Here is an 18,710-nt window from a genome sequence, read left to right as displayed (position 1 = left end):
TTATTGTCTTTGATGGACAGTCTCGAAACGGTCCATTACGGCCAAGGGGCGTGATGCCTTGAGAACCAGGCCGTAACTGAGCTTTTCGTAGGTGCGAAACACCAGCAGAGTGCCGGCGCGCTCATCGGGAAGTTTCGTCGGGACGCCGGTGAGCGCGTCGCGAACAGTGGCGCCAGTCTTGATCACGGGGAGCAGGTGCCCCTCAACCATGCCATCGCGCCGACCTTTGTTCAGGGTCACGGCATCCAGCACGCCGATCTGGGTAACGCCTCTGGGGACGTCGATGATTTTTCCTTCAATGAAAGTCGCAGGTTCCGACACCTCCAGGCGTGCCAGGTCTACGGGTGGCTGGGCTCGGAGCAAGCGGTCGCCTGGGCGAATTTCCTGGGTCACGCGCTGCACGGCCAGGGTGGAGAGGTCGCCCACCGTCACAAAGCGCGCGGTGCCGATGTCATCGGCGTTGATGCCCAGCAGTTCGTGGGTTTGTGGATCGGTGTAGACCTTGCCGCGTCGGAATATTCCGTAGATCGGGTGGGAAGGGTCCAGGACGCCGCGCGCATGCACCTGCTCACCCGGCGCGCCCAGCACCCGGCCGGCGTCGGCCGCGACGATGTAGGGCGCGTTGTCCAGGTCCTGCAGGGAATCAAGCACGCGGTTATGCAATAAAAAACGCTGGATGGCCTGTTGCGTCGGCTGATCCAGACGCTGGCCGGGCGATGGCAGCAGGGCCATGGCGACCGGCGCCCACAGCAGTAAGACGAGCAGCGATTTCCTCATGGGGTGAATCTCCTTTATTATGTGCGTTCGCGTGAAATGCCTTGGCCTTCGCGGCTTTTAAGGGTTTCACACCGGTCGTTTGGGTCCATCCCAACGCCGATTTGCCTTTACCTCACATGTGCAGCAATTACGCTTATGGCTATTTTGAACATCCTCGAATTCCCCGACTCGCGCCTGCGCACTGTCGCCAAACCGGTGGCCGTAGTGGACGACAAGGTTCGTCAGTTGGTCGATGACATGTTTGAAACAATGTATGAAGCCCCGGGCATCGGCCTCGCCGCGACCCAGGTCAACGTGCATCAGCGTGTCGTGGTCATGGACCTGTCGGAAGATCGCAGCGAGCCGATGGTGTACATCAACCCCGAGTTCGAACCGCTGACCGAAGAGATGGGCGAGTACCAGGAAGGCTGCCTGTCGGTGCCGGAGTTCTACGAGAACGTCGAGCGCCCGCTGCGCGTGAAGATCAAGGCTCTGGACCGCGACGGCAAGCCGTTCGAGCTGATTGCCGAAGGCCTGCTGGCGGTGTGCATCCAGCACGAGTGCGACCACCTCAACGGCAAGCTGTTTGTCGATTACCTGTCCACGCTCAAGCGTGACCGGATCAAGAAGAAGCTGGAAAAGAAGCATCGCCAGCAAGCTTGATGCCCGTCTTCCAAAGGCTTGCTGCGGCAAGCCTTTTTCTTTTGTGACTGTTTTTAACCGAGACCTCCCATGACCGAGCCACTGCGCATTGTTTTTGCCGGTACACCCGAATTTGCCGCCGAACACCTCAAGGCGCTGCTCGCCAGCCCTTATGACATCGTCGCGGTGTACACCCAGCCGGATCGCCCGGCCGGTCGCGGGCAAAAACTGATGCCGAGCCCGGTCAAGCAGCTGGCGCTGGAACACAACATTCCCGTGCTGCAACCGCCGACCCTGCGCAACGCCGAAGCCCAGGCCGAACTGGCGGCGCTGCAACCGGACCTGCTGGTGGTGGTGGCCTATGGCTTGATCCTGCCGCAAGTGGTGCTGGATATCCCACGCCTGGGCTGCATCAACAGCCACGCCTCCCTGCTGCCACGCTGGCGCGGTGCGGCGCCGATCCAGCGCGCCGTTGAGGCGGGCGATAGCGAAAGCGGCGTGACCGTGATGCGCATGGAATTGGGCCTGGACACCGGCCCGATGCTGCTCAAGGTCACCACCCCGATCACCGCCCAGGACACCGGCGGCAGCCTGCACGATCGCCTCGCCGAGCTGGGCCCGCCGGCCGTGCTCCAGGCCATCGCCGGCCTCGCGGCGGGCACCCTGGAGGGCGAAGTGCAGGACGACAGCCTGGCGACCTACGCCCACAAACTGAACAAAGATGAAGCGCGCATCGACTGGAGCCGCCCGGCCGTGGAGCTGGAGCGCCTGGTGCGTGCGTTCAACCCGTGGCCGATCTGCCACAGCACCCTCAACGGCGAAGCCCTGAAAGTGCTGGCCGCGACCTTGGCCGAAGGCAACGGCGCACCCGGTGAAATCATCGGCGCCAGCAAGGACGGCCTGTTGGTCGCCTGCGGTGAACAAGCGCTGTGCCTGACCCGTCTGCAATTGCCCGGTGGCAAGGCGCTGAATTTCAGTGATTTGTTCAACAGCCGTCGTGAGAAATTTGCCGTGGGCACCGTGCTCGGGGTGGTCGCGCAATGAACCCGCGTCTGGCTGCCGCCAAGGCTCTCGCCGCTGTCCTCAATGGCAAGGCGTCGTTGAACAGCTCGCTGCCCACGCAGATGGACAAGGTCGAAGACCGCGACCGTGGTTTTACCCAGGACCTGGCGTTTGGCACCGCCCGCTGGCAGCCGCGCTTGTCGGCGCTGGCGGCCAAGTTGCTGCAAAAGCCGTTCAAGGCGGCGGACGCGGATGTGGAAGCGTTGCTGCTGGTCGGCCTCTATCAGTTGCTCTACACCCGCGTGCCGGCCCACGCCGCCATCGGCGAAACGGTCGGTTGCGCCGACAAGCTGAAAAAGCCCTGGGCCAAGGCCCTGCTCAATGCCGTGCTGCGCCGCGCCCAGCGTGAAAGCGAAGCGCTGCTGGCCGAGCTGGAACATGACCCGGTGGTGCGCACTGCCCACCCGCGCTGGCTGCAAAAATCCCTGAAGGCGTTCTGGCCTGAGCAATGGGAAACCATTTGCGCAGCGAACAACGCGCATCCACCGATGATCCTGCGGGTCAACCGTCGTCACCACCGCCGCGACGCCTATCTGCAATTGCTCACCGCCGCTGGTATCAACGCCACGCCGTGCGTGTACAGCGTTGACGGCATCGTGCTCGAAGCCGCCACCGACGTGCGCAGCCTGCCGGGCTTTGCCGAAGGCTGGATCAGTGTGCAGGACGAAGCCGCACAACTGGCCGCCGACCTGCTCGACCTGGCGCCGGGCCAGCGTGTGCTCGACGCCTGCTGCGCACCGGGCGGTAAGACGTGTCACATCCTTGAGGTGGAAAAAGACCTCGCCGGTGTAGTCGCCGTCGACCTGGAAGCCAAGCGCCTGGTGCGCGTGCGCGAGAACCTCGCGCGCCTGGGCCTCAGCGCCGAGTTGATCGCCGCCGACGGCCGCGACACCGCCACCTGGTGGGACGGCAAGCCCTTCCAGCGCATCCTGCTCGACGCGCCATGCTCCGCCACTGGCGTAATCCGCCGCCACCCGGACATCAAGCTCACCCGCCAACCCGACGACATCGCGGCCCTGGCCGTGCTGCAAGGTGAACTGCTCGACGCGATGTGGCCAACCCTGGAAGTCGGCGGCATCCTGCTTTACGCCACGTGCTCGACCTTGCCGACGGAAAATACCGAAGTGATCGCAGCCTTCCTCGCCCGCACCAGCGGCGCGCGGGAGCTGGACCTCGCGACCTCGGCCGGGATCAAGCAGCCCCATGGCCGCCAATTGCTCGCGCAAGAAGGCGGACACGACGGCTTCTACTACGCCAAACTGATCAAGATCGCCGCCGCGCGCGGCTGAAACGGGTTTAAGGGAGTGACCGGATGAAAATCATCATCCTTGGGGCAGGGCAGGTCGGCGGCACGCTGGCCGAACATTTGGCCAGCGAAGCCAACGACATCACCGTGGTCGACACCGACAGCGAGCGCCTGCGCAACCTCGGCGACCGCCTCGACATCCGCACCGTGCAAGGTCGCGCCTCGTTCCCCACGGTGCTGCGCCAGGCCGGTGCCGACGACGCGGACATGCTGGTGGCGGTGACCAACAGCGACGAGACCAACATGGTCGCGTGCCAGGTCGCCCACACCCTGTTCCACACCCCGACCAAGATCGCCCGCGTGCGCGAAGCGGCCTACCTGACCCGCGCCGGCCTGTTCGACAACGACGCGATTCCGGTGGACGTGCTGATCAGCCCGGAACAGGTGGTGACCCACTACATCAAGCGCCTGATCGAAATCCCCGGCGCCTTGCAGGTGATCGACTTTGCTGAGGGTAAGGCGCAACTGGTGGCCGTGAAGGCGTACTACGGCGGGCCGTTGGTGGGCCAGCAACTGCGCCAGCTGCGTGAACACATGCCGAATGTGGAAACCCGCGTGGCCGCTATCTTCCGCCGTGACCGGCCGATCCTGCCCCAGGGCGATACGGTGATCGAAGCGGACGACGAAGTATTTTTCATCGCCGCCAAGGCGAATATTCGCGCGGTCATGAGTGAAATGCGCCGGCTCGACGAGAGCTACAAGCGCATCGTCATCGCCGGTGGCGGGCAGATTGGCGAACGCCTGGCCGAAGCCATCGAAAGCCGCTACCAGGTGAAGATCATCGAGATGAACCCGGCACGCTGCCGGCATTTGTCCGACACCCTCGACAGCACCGTGGTCCTGCAAGGCAGTGCTTCGGACCGCGACCTGCTGATGGAAGAAAACATCGCCGACGCCGACATCTTCCTGGCCCTGACCAACGACGACGAGGCCAACATCATGTCGTCGCTGCTGGCCAAGCGGCTGGGGGCAAAGAAGGTGATGACCATCATCAACAACCCGGCCTACGTCGACCTGATCCAGGGCGGCGATATCGACATCGCCATCAGCCCGCAGCTGGCCACCATCGGCACCTTGCTCGCCCACGTGCGCCGTGGCGACATCGTCAGCGTGCACTCCCTGCGCCGGGGCGCGGCGGAAGCCATCGAGGCGATTGCCCACGGTGACGCCAAATCCAGCAAGGTCATCGGCAAGGCCATCCGCGATATCGGTTTGCCGCCGGGCACCACCATCGGCGCGATTATTCGCGATGAAGAGGTGATCATTGCCCACGACGATACGGTGATCGAGACTGGCGACCATGTGATCCTGTTCCTTGTGGATAAGAAACATATCCGCGATGTGGAGAAGCTGTTCCACGTGGGGCTGAGTTTTTTCTGATAGAAATTGGGTGGGCCTACCACCGTCATCGCGGGCAAGCTCGCTCCCACAGGAGATCGCGTTCCAACTGTGGGAGCGGGCTTGCCCGCGATGGCGATATTGAAAACCCTGGATAGCTAAAGGACACACCGCCATGCTCGATTCCCTGGAAAAAATGCTCGCCAAGGGTGTGGATAACGCGTTGCTGCGCTTTGGTTTGGGCAAGGGTTATCTGGACTTGAAGGACAACGCCAAGGCGGCGGAGCATTTGCAGAAATGCGTCAAGTTCGATCCGAAGTATTCGGCGGCGTGGAAGTTGTTGGGCAAGGCGCAGGCGGGATCAGGTGATGTGGCAGCCGCGCGGCTGGCGTGGGAGAAGGGCATCGAAGCGGCCCAAGCCCATGGCGACAAACAGGCCGAAAAAGAAATGACGGTGTTCCTGAAGAAACTCGACCGCCAAGCCTGAGGTGATCCCTGTGGGAGCTGGCTTGCCTGCGATGCTGGCAACTCGGTCTGTCAGTTACACCGAGGTGATGTTATCGCAGGCAAGCCAGCTCCCACATTAGGACTTCATTGATCTATGGATCGGGGCACTCAGTACCACCGCTCCTCACCCGGCGGGCGCTTCTTGAAGCGCTTCATGCTCCACATGTACTGGCTCGGATACGCGCCGACATAGCGCTCCACCACCTTGCTCATCGCCGCACAGGACGTGGCGGTGTCGGTGCTGTACATGTCTTCCGGTGCCGCTTCCAGGATCACTTTGTAACCCGAACCGTCCGGCAGCCGCAGGGCATGCAGGAATACGCCCACGGCCTTGTGGCCGGCGAGCATGTTCGGCACGAACTTGCTGGTGAGCGCCTGGGTGGCAAAGAACGGCACGAAGATCCCCGCGGACTCGGCCGGCTCCGGGTCGGCGGGAATGCCCACCTGGCCGCCCCGGCGCACTTCCTTGATCACGCTCAGAATGCCTTCCTTGGTCGAGGCCGCCACGCGGTTGCCCAACTGCACCCGTTGTTTGCGCAGCAGTTCATCCACCGCCTTGAGCTTGGGCGGGCGATAGAAAATGATCGGTTTGCACTGGCTGCAATAGAAGTGGTTCAACACTTCCCAGTTGCCCAGGTGGCTGGTGATGCCCACCACGCCTTTGCCCGAGGCCAGGGCTTCGTGCAGCACTTCCAGGCCTTCGACTTCGCGGACCAGGTCAATCGAGCGTTGGGCCGGCCAGATCCACGCGCAGGCGCTTTCGGTGAGGGATTTGCCGATGTCCATCAGGCTCTGGCCCACCAGGCGCTCGCGGGCGGCGGGGTCCATGTCCGGGAAGCATTTGGACAGGTTGATCCGCACCGTGTCGCGGGAGCGGTTGGGGGTTTTCCACATGACCCAGCCAATGGCCGTGCCGACGGCCTGGACGGCGCGCCAAGGCAGCAGGGCAAATAACCGGAGAGCGCCTACCAGCAAGGCGCCTTTCAACTTTTCCACAGGTCACTCCTGATCGTGTGTGGTGCGCAAAGCCGGCATTCTAACCGGCGTTAGCCAGGTCCGCGTAACGGTCGCAGTCCTGGGTGTGGTCCATGACCATGCCGCTGGCCTGCATGAACGCGTAGCAAATGGTCGGGCCGACAAAGGTGAAACCGGCCTTTTTCAAGGCTTTGCTCATGGCTTCAGCCTCGGCGGTGATCGCCGGGACTTCGCTGCGGTCCTTGAAGTGATTGACCTTGGGCGCGCCGCCGACGAAGGACCAGAGCAGCTCCACTGGATTCTCCAGCGCCAGCCAGGCGGCGGCATTGCGGCGTGTGGCGTTGAGCTTGAGGCGATTGCGCACGATGCCCGGGTCGAGCATCAGCGCTTCGATTTCGGCATCGGTGAGCCGCGCCAAGCGTTGTGCATCAAAACCAAACAAGACCTTTCGATAATGCTCGCGTTTGCGTAAAACGGTGATCCAGGAAAGGCCCGCCTGGAACCCTTCGAGCAAAAGCAACTCGAACAAGCCCTGCGCATCGCGCAGCGGCGTTCCCCACTCCTGATCGTGATATGCCATGTACAGCGGATCTTCAGAACACCAAAAGCAGCGTGGCATAAGGCTCCAGGGGATGGTGGCGCGGCCGAATCGGGTATACTCCCGCTCTTTAAATCGCAGCCCAAGTAACAGGTGAATTTCGTGAGCCAGCCTACGCCAGCCGTGCGTACCTTCCAAGACTTGATCCTCGCCCTCCAGCAATACTGGGCCGAGCAAGGTTGTGTGGTACTTCAGCCCTACGATATGGAAGTAGGCGCCGGCACTTTCCACACCGCTACATTCCTGCGGGCCATCGGCCCGGAAACCTGGAACGCCGCTTATGTGCAGCCCAGTCGTCGCCCGACTGACGGCCGCTACGGCGAAAACCCGAACCGTCTGCAGCACTACTACCAGTTCCAGGTGGTATTGAAGCCGAACCCGGACAACTTCCAGGAACTGTACCTGGGCTCGCTCAAGCATGTCGGCCTGGACCCCCTGGTGCACGACATCCGTTTCGTCGAAGACAACTGGGAATCGCCAACGCTCGGCGCCTGGGGCCTGGGCTGGGAAGTCTGGCTCAACGGCATGGAAGTGACGCAGTTCACTTACTTCCAGCAAGCGGGCGGCATCGAGTGCTACCCGGTCACCGGCGAAATCACCTACGGCCTCGAGCGCCTGGCCATGTACCTGCAAGGCGTGGACTCGGTCTACGACCTGGTGTGGGCGGACGGCCCGTTCGGCAAAGTCACCTACGGCGACGTGTTCCACCAGAACGAAGTGGAGCAATCCACCTACAACTTCGAACACGCCAACGTCGACAAACTGTTCGAACTGTTCGACTTCTATGAAAGCGAAGCCAAGCGCCTGATCGAACTCGACCAGCCGCTGCCGTTGCCAAGCTACGAAATGGTGTTGAAGGCCTCCCATACCTTCAACCTGCTGGATGCGCGCCGGGCGATCTCGGTGACTGCGCGTCAGCAATACATCCTGCGTGTACGTACCCTGGCGCGTTCCGTCGCCCAAGCCTACCTGCTGGCGCGCGCCAAGCTGGGCTTCCCGATGGCGACCCCGGACCTGCGTGATGAAGTGTTGGCTAAGCTGGAGGCTGCACAATGAGTGCTCAAGATTTCCTGGTTGAACTGGGCACCGAAGAGCTGCCACCCAAGGCACTGAACACCCTGGCCGACGCGTTCCTGGCCGGTATCGAAAAAGGCCTGCACAGCGCTGGCCTGAAGTTCGCCGCGAAAAAAGTCTACGCCGCGCCACGTCGCCTGGCCGTGTTGCTGACCGCGCTGGAAACCCAGCAGCCGGACCGCAGCATCAACCTCGACGGCCCGCCACGCCAGGCGGCTTTCGATGCCGAAGGCAACCCGACTCAGGCCGCGCTGGGCTTCGCCAAGAAGTGCGGCGTCGAGCTGAGCGAGATCGATCAGAGCGGCCCGAAACTGCGCTTCAGCCAGGTGATCACCGGCAAGCCGACCGCGAGCCTGTTGCCGACCATCGTTGAAGATTCCCTGAACGACCTGCCGATCCCCAAGCGCATGCGCTGGGGTGCCCGCAAGGAAGAGTTCGTGCGTCCGACCCAATGGCTGGTGATGCTGCTCGGTGACCAGGTCATCGACTGCACCATCCTTGCCCAGAAGGCTGGCCGTGAGTCCCGTGGCCATCGCTTCCACCATCCGGAAGCGGTACGCATCACGTCGCCGGCCAACTATGCCGCCGACCTGCGCGCCGCCTACGTGCTGGCCGACGCCAACGAGCGTCGCGAGCTGATCAGCAAGCGCACCGAAGAGCTGGCCCGTCTGCAGGAAGGCACCGCCATCGTGCCGCCAAGCCTGCTCGACGAAGTGACCGCCCTGGTGGAGTGGCCGGTGCCGCTGGTGTGCTCGTTCGAAGAACGTTTCCTCGATGTGCCGCAAGAAGCCCTGATCACCACCATGCAGGACAACCAGAAGTATTTCTGCCTGCTGGATGTGGACGGCAAGTTGCTGCCGCGCTTTATCACCGTGGCCAACATCGAAAGCAAGGACCCGCAGCAGATCATCGCCGGTAACGAGAAAGTCGTGCGCCCGCGCCTGACCGACGCCGAGTTCTTCTTCAAGCAAGACAAGAAACAGAAGCTGGAAGACTTCAACCTGCGCCTGCAGAACGTGGTGTTCCAGGAAAAACTCGGCAGCGTCTACGACAAGGCTGTGCGTGTTTCCAAGCTGGCGGCCTACATTGCGCCGCGCATTGGCGGTGATTCCGCGTGGGCCGCACGTGCGGGCCTGCTGTCCAAGTGCGACCTGGCCACCGAGATGGTCGGCGAGTTCCCGGAGATGCAAGGCGTTGCCGGCTACTACTACGCCCTCAACGACGGCGAGCCGGACGATGTGGCTCTGGCCCTGAACGAGCAGTACATGCCGCGCGGTGCCGGCGCCGAGCTGCCAAGCACCCTGACCGGTGCCGCCGTGGCCATTGCCGACAAGCTGGACACCCTCGTGGGCATCTTCGGTATCGGCATGTTGCCTACCGGCAGCAAAGACCCGTATGCCCTGCGCCGTGCGGCCCTGGGCGTGCTGCGTATCCTGATCGACAAGAAGCTCGACCTCGACCTGACCCAGGCCGTGGTGTTCGCGGTTGGCCAGTTCGGTGCCAAGGTCAAGCAAGCCGGCCTGGCCGAGCAAGTGCTGGAATTCGTGTTCGACCGCCTGCGTGCGCGTTACGAAGACGAAGGCGTGGACGTGTCGGTGTACCTGGCGGTGCGTGCCCTGCAACCGGGTTCGGCGCTGGACTTCGATCAGCGCGTACAAGCCGTGCAGGCCTTCCGCAAACTGCCGGAAGCTGACGCCCTGGCCGCGGTGAACAAGCGTGTGTCGAACCTGCTGAGCAAGGCCGAAGGCCTGGGCAATGCGGACGTCGACCCTGGCCTGTTTGCCGACGCCAAGGAGTTCTCGCTGAACTCGGCCATCGCCAAGGCAGAGACGGCGGTGAAACCGCTGATCGCCGAGCGCAACTATGCCGAAGCCCTGGCGCGCCTGGCCACCTTGCGTGACCCGGTGGATGCGTTCTTCGAAGCCGTGATGATCAATGCCGACGATGCGGGCGTGCGGAAAAACCGCTACGCCATGCTGGCGCGCCTGCGTGGTCTGTTCGTCAATATCGCCGACATCTCGACGCTGAGCTGACCATGTTGAAACTGCTGATTCTCGATCGGGACGGGGTGATCAATTACGACTCCGACGCTTACATCAAGTCGGTGGAGGAGTGGATTCCACTGCCCGGTTCGATCGAGGCCATCGCGCAGTTGAGCAAAGCCGGCTGGACAGTGGCCATCGCCACCAACCAGTCCGGCATCGCCCGCGGTTACTACGACATCGCCACCCTGGACGCCATGCACGCGCGCTTGCGCACGTTGGTGGCCGAGCAGGGCGGTGAGGTGGGGCTGGTGGTGTACTGCCCCCACGGGCCGGATGAGGGCTGCGCTTGCCGCAAGCCCAAACCTGGCATGTTGAAAACCATTGCAGAACATTACAAGGTGCCATTGGCTGGGATATGGTTCGTCGGGGACAGCCTCGGTGACCTGGAGGCGGCCAAAGCCGTCGATTCTCAGCCAGTTTTGGTTAAAACCGGAAAAGGCGAAAAGACCCAGGCGAAAACCCTGCCGGTGGGCACCTTGATTTTTGACGATCTGGCGGCGGTTGCCGCAGAACTTATCAACAACTAGTCGCCCTCGACATCCTGACCAAGGAATGTTCGGGAGTGCGCTTTTAACAGGCGGGCCATGCCCCGCAACGGTAAATGCCGCCATGTCGATCTTGCAGGCCATCAGAACCTTTTTCTTTTACCTGCTGCTGGGCACCAGTTCGTTTCTCTGGTGCACCCTGAGCTTTTTTATCGCGCCCTTTTTGCCATTCAAGGCGCGCTATCGCTTTATCAACGTTTATTGGTGCCGCTGTGCGTTGTGGCTGTCCAAGGTATTCCTGGGCATTCGCTTCGAGATCAAGGGCGCTGAAAACGTCCCGGACCAGCCTTGCGTGATTCTGTCGAACCACCAGAGCACCTGGGAGACGTTCTTCCTCTCGGCGTACTTCTCGCCCCTGAGCCAGGTGCTCAAGCGTGAGTTGCTGTACGTACCGTTCTTTGGCTGGGCCATGGCCATGTTGCGGCCGATCGCGATCGACCGTGACAACCCCAAGGCTGCGCTCAAGCACGTGGCGAAGAAGGGTGACGAGCTGCTCAAGGACGGCGTGTGGGTGCTGATCTTCCCGGAAGGTACACGCGTGCCGTTCGGCACCGTGGGCAAGTTCTCCCGGGGCGGTACGGCATTGGCGGTCAATGCCAACCTGCCGGTACTGCCGATCGCACACAACGCCGGCAAGTTCTGGCCCAAGGAAGGCTGGGCCAAGCGCGCCGGCACCATCACCGTGGTGATTGGTGAACCGATGTATGCCGAAGGCGAAGGCCCACGGGCTATCGCTGCGCTGAATGACCGGGCGGCGGCCTGGAATGAGGCTCAGCAACGCGCCATGGGCTCGCTGCCACCGGAGCCGGTTGTGGCGCAGGAACCAGCGGCATGAGCTTCTGTGGATAACCTGTGTACGGTTTGTTGGCGAATTGGCTTTTTTGTTTCATAACAAGCTGATTTACTTACATATTTCCAGAGCCCATAAAATTCGGAAAAAGGTGCATAAGTTTTTCCAGCATAAAAAAACCGGTCCTTGTGACCGGTTTTTTATGCACAGCGAAAAAGTACGTTTTTCACTCTTCCAGCAGCGGCAGTTGCAGGCTGAACGTGGTGCCCTTGCCCACCACGCTTTCGCAGCTGATACGCCCGCCATGGCGTTCCACGACGGCCTTGACCATGGTCAGCCCCAACCCCAGGCCATCGCTGCCCTGGGCCGATTCAAAGCGTCGGTATTGGCTGAACAACTCCGGCAAGTCCTCGGCGGCAATCCCCGGGCCCTGATCGCTGATGCGGCATTCCAGCCAGCCCGGCGTAGCACCGTGGCGCAACCTGACAGTGGTGCCGGATGGCGAATACTTGATGGCGTTTTCCAGGACATTGAACAGTGCACGGGTCAGCAGCGATTGATCGGCCGACACCATGCCCTCGTCAGCTTCATCCAGATCATGGACCAGATGAATCCCCTTGAGCTGGGCCAGCAACGCGACCTGGTCAAACGCATCCATCACCAGCATGGCGAACAGCGTCGGCTGGAAGTGGTAGCCGTCCGCCTCGGCCTTGGCCAACTGCACAAAGGATTCGGTGAGGCTCAAGGCACGACGTACCTGCTGCTCGATCCGGGCGAATACCGGCGACTCACTGCCGTGTACATCCAGCAACGCCAGGATCGCCGAGTGCGGCGCACGCAAGTCGTGGGAGAGGAAGCGCAGCATGGTCTCGCGGTGCTGCTGGGCTTCACGCTCCTTGCTCAAGTCCGTCAGGCTCAACAGCCAGCCCAGTGCGACGTCACCTTCTGCCGGCAACAGCGGCGCGAGTTCCATGCGCAGGCTGCGCTGGTGGATATCCCGGAACTCGACCAGCTCCAGCGCCGAGAGGGCAGGGCGCACACCGTTGTGCAGCGGTGGATAGCCGAGGTCAGCCAGTTGTTCCAGCAGGTTGTCGGTGACCAGGTCGCTGCCGAACACTTCCCGAGCGATACGGTTGGCCAACAGGATATTGCCCCTGGGGTCGGTAATCAGCGTCGCTACCGGCAGGCACTCCAGGCCATCGGCCATGAAGCGCCGGGTGTCGCGTGTGCGGCTGACGGCCTGCTCCAGGGCAAAGATGCGGCCCTGCAAGACATCGCCTTTGCTGGCGGGTGCACGACGGCGTTCGGGCAGCACTTTGGGTTCGTTGTCCAGGCGCGCCAGCTCCCAGCCGAAGTAGGCCAGGATCACGCTGAGGCGTCGCCAGTTCCAGATCAGGTAGCTGAGCAGTAAACCGATCAGGCAGGCGGCAGGGGACCACCAATGGCCCAGGCGCAACAACGCCAGGGACCCGATCAGCGCAGCGGCCATGCAGCCCAGCGTCATCCATAGCGCGTAACGCGGCCGATACAGCAGCAAGCCGAGCAGCAACGCCACCACGGACGTCGCCATCAGCGCCGCCAGCCACCCAGGCAGATCAACAATGCTGCGCTCTTGCAGCAAACCGTTAAGCACGTTGGCCTGGATCTCGACACCCGCCGTGGTGCCCAGCGTGGACGAAATGGGTGTGGCAAAACGATCACCCATTCCAGAAGCGGTCGCCCCGACCAGGATCAGACGATTGCGCAGCAACTCGGGGGAGACTTCACCGCGCAATACGCTGACGTAGGACACACTGGGGAATTGGGTGTGGGCCGCGATAAACGGAATGCGAATGCCGTGCTCACGGTGCCATTGTTCGCTGACTTTGCCATGGGATTCAGCCGGCATCGGCGTGGGCTCCTGGGTGCCCATCTGATAGGCCAGCCAAGCCAGTTGCGGCGCCATGGCATCCAACGGCCCCTCACGCAAATACAGGCTGCGCACGACGCCATCGTTGTCCGCTTCGACATTGATATGCCCCACGCCCTTGGCGCATTTAAGCAGCGGCTGCATTTGTTCTGCGGGTTGGATGTAACTCGCCGGCCCTTCACGCAGCAACGGCAACAGCACGTTGCCGGCGTTGCACACCGCGTCGGCCAAGCGTTTGTCATTGGCGGGGTTGCCCGGCTCGCTGAAGGCCACATCGAACAGGATCGCGGCCGGTTGCGCGGCGCTCAGGCGGTCGATCAGGTCGGCGTGCAAGCTGCGCGGCCAGGGCCATTGCCCCAGCTTCTTGAGGCTGGGGCCGTCGATGGTCACCAACAGGATGCGCGGGTCTACCGGCAGGGGCGTGAGGCGGCGAAGGCTGTCGTAAAGCGGGTTGTTCAATGCCAAGCCGGGGCTCAGGGACAAGTACGCGGTGATGGGCAGCAACAGCAGACCGATCCACAACCATTCGCGGACCAGGCCATGGAACAGCCGTTGGGCGTGGGTGGGTTGGCGTTTTTCGGGCTTGCCCCAGAGCATCATAGGTCAACGTGCCTGTGCTGTTGTCGAGTGGTGGACGATGTCATGGAACGCGGCTTTGCTCATCGTAGGACGACACTGGAGTTTACGACAGCGCACGCGTCGGCTGATCCTTTTACTTACGGTCAGGAGCCGGTATCTTTCCCACACAGGTACCGAGGACTTTCAAAGGCTTAACCGCTGATCGATCCCAGCCTACCGAGAGATCCAAGGGGCCGACGAATCTGCGCACAATTCTTCAGATTCAACGGCCGGCATCTATGCAGCACGTGCCCTTATTCGAAACAGGCCAACGGCTGCCATACTTTTCAAGAAGAAAGGACCACCCATGCGTGTCGCAATACTGGATGACGAACCCGCCGAACTGCGCCGGGTGGAACAGACACTGCGACAGATCCCCAGCACCGCCGAACAGCCTTGGACCCTGCACTGCTTTGAACGCGGTGAAGACCTGCTGCGCCAACTGCGCCGGGAAACCTTCGACCTGCTGATCCTCGACTGGCAACTGCCGGACATCACCGGCATCGCCCTGCTGCGCTGGACTCGCGAACACATGGAGTCGCCACCTGCCGTCATCATGCTCACCAGCCGTGATGCCGAGAGCGACATCGTCACCGCCTTGAACAGCGGCGCTGATGATTATGTCAGCAAACCTTTTCGGCCCAACGAACTAAAGGCGAGGGTCGCAGCGGTGTTGCGTCGGCATGGCCTGCAAAAGTCGGCGACCCATGAAGTGCAGAGTTTCAATGACCTGACCTTCGACGATGCCGAATTGACCGTGACCCGTGCGGGTAAACCGATCAACCTCACTGAGCGTGAATACCGATTGGCCAGTTGTTTGTTTGCCAACCTGGCGCGGCCGTTGTCCCGTGAGTACCTGTATGAGCGGTTCTGGACCCATGAAGAGATGGTGTCATCGCGGCCGCTGGACACGCATATCTACCGGCTGCGCAACAAGCTGGGGCTGACGGCAGACAGGGGTTGGCAGCTGTTGACGATCTACGGGTATGGGTATCGGTTGGAGAGCGTGGCGGCGACTTCGCCGTGATGTTCCACGTGGAGCATTTTGGAAATGTTACATTTCATCCGACTCTGCCTGAAGCTTCTTGGTAGCCAATTCGATTTGTTGGATGCTCTTTGCTGGGTTAGGAAGTTCCTCCGGCATAGTCCCTCCCAACTCAGCAATGGTATCGCGGACTTTTTTACCCACCTCAAAGTGCACCTGGTTCGCAAGATGCTTACCCTGGACATTGTCCCGTCGAAGCTTTTCTTCTGTTTGCGTAGCTCGAAACAAGTTTGCGGCTAGCTTCGTAGATCCCATGTGGTCCAATATTTTCTGACTCTTTTTCAGCTGCTTACGCTGATGGATAGCTTTCTGATCGAGCCCCCCATAGAGCCCTTTGTACCCATGATTTTGAAAGACCGCGAATTCCAGCCCTGTCTCTACTCCTGCCTGTTGAGCAGCCTCGACAAGTTGCTTGTTATGCTCGCGCAACTCGTTACGTAACAGCAGTCTTTTTTGATCATCCTTAAGGTTCTGGAAAGCTTGATCGTCTTCCAGTTCCTGGCGCCGGGTCTGAATCGCAAAATACGTTTGCCCTGCAGCAATGACCGCTTTGGTCGGGTCACCGTTCTGGACAATCAAATAGCACGCGTATCGAGACAAATGCACTTCACTCAGCTCACGCTGAGAACCCGAGCCCAAAACCACCATTTTGGTGGTTTCAACAAAATGGTCGGCTATTGGGTGCTTACTTCCCATGCAGGCTTGCTTGGCTTTACCAATAACGTTCTCGAAGTTCCTCCAGTCTCGGTATTCCAACATTGGAGCAAGTTCACGAGCCGACCAGTACTCAAGGCCTTCGGTTGTGTGGTGTCTTAGGCTTTCGAAAGAAACACTTTTCTCGTTCATGATTAATATCCGCCTAAATCAGTTGGGTAGGCTGAGATTCCCACAACAGCCAGAATCGGTGCCTCGCAGGTTTCAGCATCACATCGAAAGAACGACTGGATCAATGCTCCGTTAACAAATGCACACATACTCACAGGAATACCCTGAGCTCACCCAAACCCTGAATACAAAAAACCCGATAGCTCACGCTATCGGGTTTTTTGTAATACAACGCAATTTGTAAAAGCGCCTGATCAGAAATCCAGGTTGGAAACCGCCAACGCATTGCTCTCGATGAAGTCACGGCGAGGTTCGACCGCATCACCCATCAGGGTGTTGAAGATCTGGTCTGCGCCAATGGCGTCTTCGATGGTCACGCGCAGCATGCGACGCTGGCTTGGGTCCATGGTGGTTTCCCACAGCTGATCCGGGTTCATTTCGCCCAGACCTTTGTAGCGCTGAATGGTGTGGCGCTTGGTGCTTTCGGCCATCAGCCAGTCGAGGGCTTCTTTGAATTCCTTGACCTGCTTCTTGCGTTCGCCACGCTGGATGTACGCGCCGTCGTCCAGCAGGGTGCTCAGTTGAGCGCCCAGGGTCACCACGGTTTTGTAGTCGTTGCTGCCGAAGAAGTCGCGGTTGAAGGTGACGTAGTTCGACAGGCCGTGGGAGATCAGTTCGACCTCTGGCAGCCAGACGTTACGTTCACGGTCTTCACGCAGGCTGGCTTTGTACACCAGGCCGGACTTCTCGGAGGTACGCAGGCGCACTTCGTACTGAGCCAACCAATCCTGCATCGCGGCGTGATCGCCCAACTGTTCCAGGCTGACGGCTGGCAGGTAGATGAAGTGCTCGGTCAGCTCCTGAGGGTACAGGCGCGACAAACGCTTGAGGGTCTTCATCACCATGCGGAAGTCGTTAACCAGGCGCTCCAGCGCCTCACCGGAGATGCCCGGGGCTTCGTCGTTGAGGTGCAAGCTGGCATCTTCCAGGGCCGACTGCGTCATGTACTCTTCCATGGCGTCGTCGTCTTTGATGTATTGCTCTTGCTTGCCCTTTTTCACTTTGTACAACGGCGGCTGAGCGATGTAGATGTAGCCGCGCTCGATCAGCTCCGGCAACTGACGGAAGAAGAAGGTCAGCAGCAGGGTACGGATGTGCGAACCGTCGACGTCAGCATCGGTCATGATGATGATGTTGTGATAACGCAGCTTGTCGATGTTGTACTCGTCACGGCCGATACCGCAGCCCAGCGCCGTGATCAAGGTGCCGACTTCCTGGGAGGAAATCATCTTGTCGAAGCGTGCCTTCTCGACGTTGAGGATCTTACCCTTCAACGGCAGGATGGCCTGGGTGCGACGGTTACGACCCTGCTTGGCAGAACCGCCAGCAGAGTCACCTTCCACCAGGTACAGTTCGGAGAGGGCAGGGTCCTTCTCCTGGCAGTCAGCCAGTTTGCCCGGCAGGCCCGCGATGTCCAGCGCGCCTTTACGGCGGGTCATCTCACGGGCCTTGCGCGCGGCTTCACGGGCACGTGCGGCGTCGATCATCTTGCCGACCACCAGCTTGGCTTCGTTCGGGTTCTCCAGCAGGAAGTCGGAGAAGTATTTGCCCATCTCCTGCTCCACTGCGGTCTTCACTTCGGAAGACACCAGCTTGTCTTTGGTCTGGGAGCTGAACTTAGGGTCCGGCACTTTTACCGAGATAATCGCGGTCAGGCCTTCGCGGGCATCGTCACCGGTGGTGGCAACTTTGTGCTTTTTGGCCAGGCCTTCGGCTTCGATGTAGGTGTTCAGGTTACGCGTCAGTGCGGAACGGAAACCCACCAGGTGAGTACCGCCGTCGCGCTGTGGAATGTTGTTGGTGAAGCACAACAGGTTCTCGTTGAAGCTGTCGTTCCACTGCAGGGCGATTTCCACGCCGATGCCATCTTCACGCTGGATGTTGAAGTGGAACACCTGGTTGACCGCAGTCTTGTTGGTGTTCAGGTATTCAACGAACGCACGCAGGCCGCCTTCGTACTTGAACAGTTCTTCCTTGCCGCTTCGCTCGTCCTTGAGGACGATACCCACACCGGAGTTGAGGAAGGACAGTTCACGAATACGCTTGGCCAGGATGTCCCAGCTGAAGTGGATATTCTTGAAGGTTTCAGCCGATGGCTTGAAGTGGATCTGCGTACCGGTGGTTTCGCTGTCGCCAACGATTTTCATCGGTTCTTGTGGAACACCGTGGACGTAGGTCTGTTCCCAGATCTTGCCGCTGCGGCGAACAGTCAGAATCAACTCTTCGGACAGCGCGTTCACCACCGACACACCTACACCGTGCAAACCGCCGGAGACTTTGTAGGAGTTGTCGTCGAACTTACCGCCGGCGTGGAGCACGGTCATGATGACCTCTGCCGCCGAAACGCCTTCTTCTTTGTGCACATCGACCGGAATGCCGCGACCGTTGTCGCGCACGGTGATGGACTCATCCGGGTGGATGATGATGCTGATGTCGTCGCAGTGACCGGCCAGCGCTTCGTCGATGGAGTTATCGACCACCTCGAACACCATGTGGTGCAGACCGCTACCATCATCGGTGTCGCCAATGTACATACCGGGACGTTTGCGTACGGCATCCAAACCTTTCAGCACTTTAATGCTGGTCGAGTCGTACGTGTTTTCTTCGCTCATGCC

16 protein-coding genes are annotated in these 18,710 nt (G+C 60.7%); 10 read left to right on the top strand and 6 right to left on the bottom strand.

Going from position 1 to position 18,710, the window contains the following annotated elements; translation table 11 throughout:
- Positions 1-777, bottom strand: coding sequence for a hypothetical protein (locus tag B348_RS0111470; RefSeq protein WP_017736260.1), 777 nt, complete (start codon positions 775-777; stop codon positions 1-3).
- Positions 778-912: 135 nt separating this feature from the next.
- Between B348_RS0111470 and def the strand changes: the two genes are divergently transcribed.
- From def to B348_RS0111445, 5 genes are all read left to right on the top strand, one after another.
- Entirely contained in the window at positions 913-1,419 is a 507-nt protein-coding gene (gene def, locus B348_RS0111465; protein ID WP_017736259.1) for a peptide deformylase, read from the top strand.
- Positions 1,420-1,488: 69 nt separating this feature from the next.
- Positions 1,489-2,442, top strand: coding sequence for a methionyl-tRNA formyltransferase (gene fmt, locus B348_RS0111460; RefSeq protein WP_017736258.1), 954 nt, complete (start codon positions 1,489-1,491; stop codon positions 2,440-2,442).
- The gene (gene rsmB, locus B348_RS0111455; RefSeq protein WP_017736257.1) at positions 2,439-3,749 is read left to right on the top strand and encodes a 16S rRNA (cytosine(967)-C(5))-methyltransferase RsmB; all 1,311 of its coding nucleotides are present in this window, start codon (positions 2,439-2,441) and stop codon (positions 3,747-3,749) included. The genes fmt and rsmB overlap by 4 nt, the downstream gene beginning before the upstream one ends.
- A 23-nt stretch (positions 3,750-3,772) precedes the next feature.
- The gene (gene trkA / locus B348_RS0111450; protein WP_017736256.1) at positions 3,773-5,146 is read left to right on the top strand and encodes a Trk system potassium transporter TrkA; all 1,374 of its coding nucleotides are present in this window, start codon (positions 3,773-3,775) and stop codon (positions 5,144-5,146) included.
- 133 nt (positions 5,147-5,279) lie between these two features.
- Positions 5,280-5,591 (top strand): tetratricopeptide repeat protein, encoded by a 312-nt coding sequence (locus B348_RS0111445; RefSeq protein WP_017736255.1) that lies wholly within the window; start codon positions 5,280-5,282, stop codon positions 5,589-5,591.
- A 128-nt stretch (positions 5,592-5,719) separates the two neighbouring features.
- Here the strand turns inward: B348_RS0111445 and B348_RS0111440 are convergent, their stop codons facing one another.
- Positions 5,720-6,607, bottom strand: a complete 888-nt coding sequence (locus B348_RS0111440; protein ID WP_017736254.1) for a lysophospholipid acyltransferase — start codon at positions 6,605-6,607, stop codon at positions 5,720-5,722.
- A 40-nt stretch (positions 6,608-6,647) separates the two neighbouring features.
- The gene (locus B348_RS0111435; RefSeq protein WP_017736253.1) at positions 6,648-7,205 is read right to left on the bottom strand and encodes a DNA-3-methyladenine glycosylase I; all 558 of its coding nucleotides are present in this window, start codon (positions 7,203-7,205) and stop codon (positions 6,648-6,650) included.
- Between the two features lie 81 nt (positions 7,206-7,286).
- Here B348_RS0111435 and glyQ point away from each other — a divergent pair, with 81 nt between their 5' ends.
- From glyQ to B348_RS0111415, 4 genes are all read left to right on the top strand, one after another.
- Positions 7,287-8,240 (top strand): glycine--tRNA ligase subunit alpha, encoded by a 954-nt coding sequence (gene glyQ, locus B348_RS0111430; protein WP_003187265.1) that lies wholly within the window; start codon positions 7,287-7,289, stop codon positions 8,238-8,240.
- The gene (gene glyS, locus B348_RS0111425; protein ID WP_017736252.1) at positions 8,237-10,291 is read left to right on the top strand and encodes a glycine--tRNA ligase subunit beta; all 2,055 of its coding nucleotides are present in this window, start codon (positions 8,237-8,239) and stop codon (positions 10,289-10,291) included. The genes glyQ and glyS overlap by 4 nt, the downstream gene beginning before the upstream one ends.
- Positions 10,292-10,293: 2 nt before the next feature.
- Positions 10,294-10,830, top strand: a complete 537-nt coding sequence (gene gmhB, locus B348_RS0111420; RefSeq protein WP_017736251.1) for a D-glycero-beta-D-manno-heptose 1,7-bisphosphate 7-phosphatase — start codon at positions 10,294-10,296, stop codon at positions 10,828-10,830.
- A gap of 82 nt (positions 10,831-10,912) precedes the next feature.
- Positions 10,913-11,683 (top strand): 1-acyl-sn-glycerol-3-phosphate acyltransferase, encoded by a 771-nt coding sequence (locus B348_RS0111415; RefSeq protein WP_017736250.1) that lies wholly within the window; start codon positions 10,913-10,915, stop codon positions 11,681-11,683.
- Positions 11,684-11,864: 181 nt separating this feature from the next.
- Here B348_RS0111415 and B348_RS0111410 read toward each other — a convergent pair whose 3' ends face one another.
- Positions 11,865-14,147 (bottom strand): CHASE2 domain-containing protein, encoded by a 2,283-nt coding sequence (locus B348_RS0111410; protein WP_017736249.1) that lies wholly within the window; start codon positions 14,145-14,147, stop codon positions 11,865-11,867.
- 325 nt (positions 14,148-14,472) lie between these two features.
- On the opposite strand from B348_RS0111410, the gene B348_RS0111405 reads away from it, so the two are divergent.
- The gene (locus tag B348_RS0111405) at positions 14,473-15,192 is read left to right on the top strand and encodes a response regulator transcription factor (RefSeq protein ID WP_017736248.1); all 720 of its coding nucleotides are present in this window, start codon (positions 14,473-14,475) and stop codon (positions 15,190-15,192) included.
- 27 nt (positions 15,193-15,219) lie between these two features.
- On the opposite strand, the gene dinD is transcribed toward B348_RS0111405, so the two are convergent.
- Positions 15,220-16,056: a DNA damage-inducible protein D gene (gene dinD / locus B348_RS0111400; protein WP_026136738.1), complete on the bottom strand. Its 837-nt coding sequence runs from the start codon at positions 16,054-16,056 to the stop codon at positions 15,220-15,222.
- Between the two features lie 233 nt (positions 16,057-16,289).
- On the bottom strand, positions 16,290-18,707 hold the full coding sequence (gene gyrB / locus B348_RS0111395; RefSeq protein WP_017736246.1) for a DNA topoisomerase (ATP-hydrolyzing) subunit B: 2,418 nt from the start codon (positions 18,705-18,707) through the stop codon (positions 16,290-16,292).
- Positions 18,708-18,710: the final 3 nt, after the last annotated feature.

The organism is Pseudomonas sp. CBZ-4, assembly GCF_000346755.1.
In the GTDB taxonomy this organism is placed as follows: domain Bacteria; phylum Pseudomonadota; class Gammaproteobacteria; order Pseudomonadales; family Pseudomonadaceae; genus Aquipseudomonas.
Note: the sequence above shows the minus strand (reverse complement) of the source record. Positions and strands in the feature narration are given on the sequence as shown.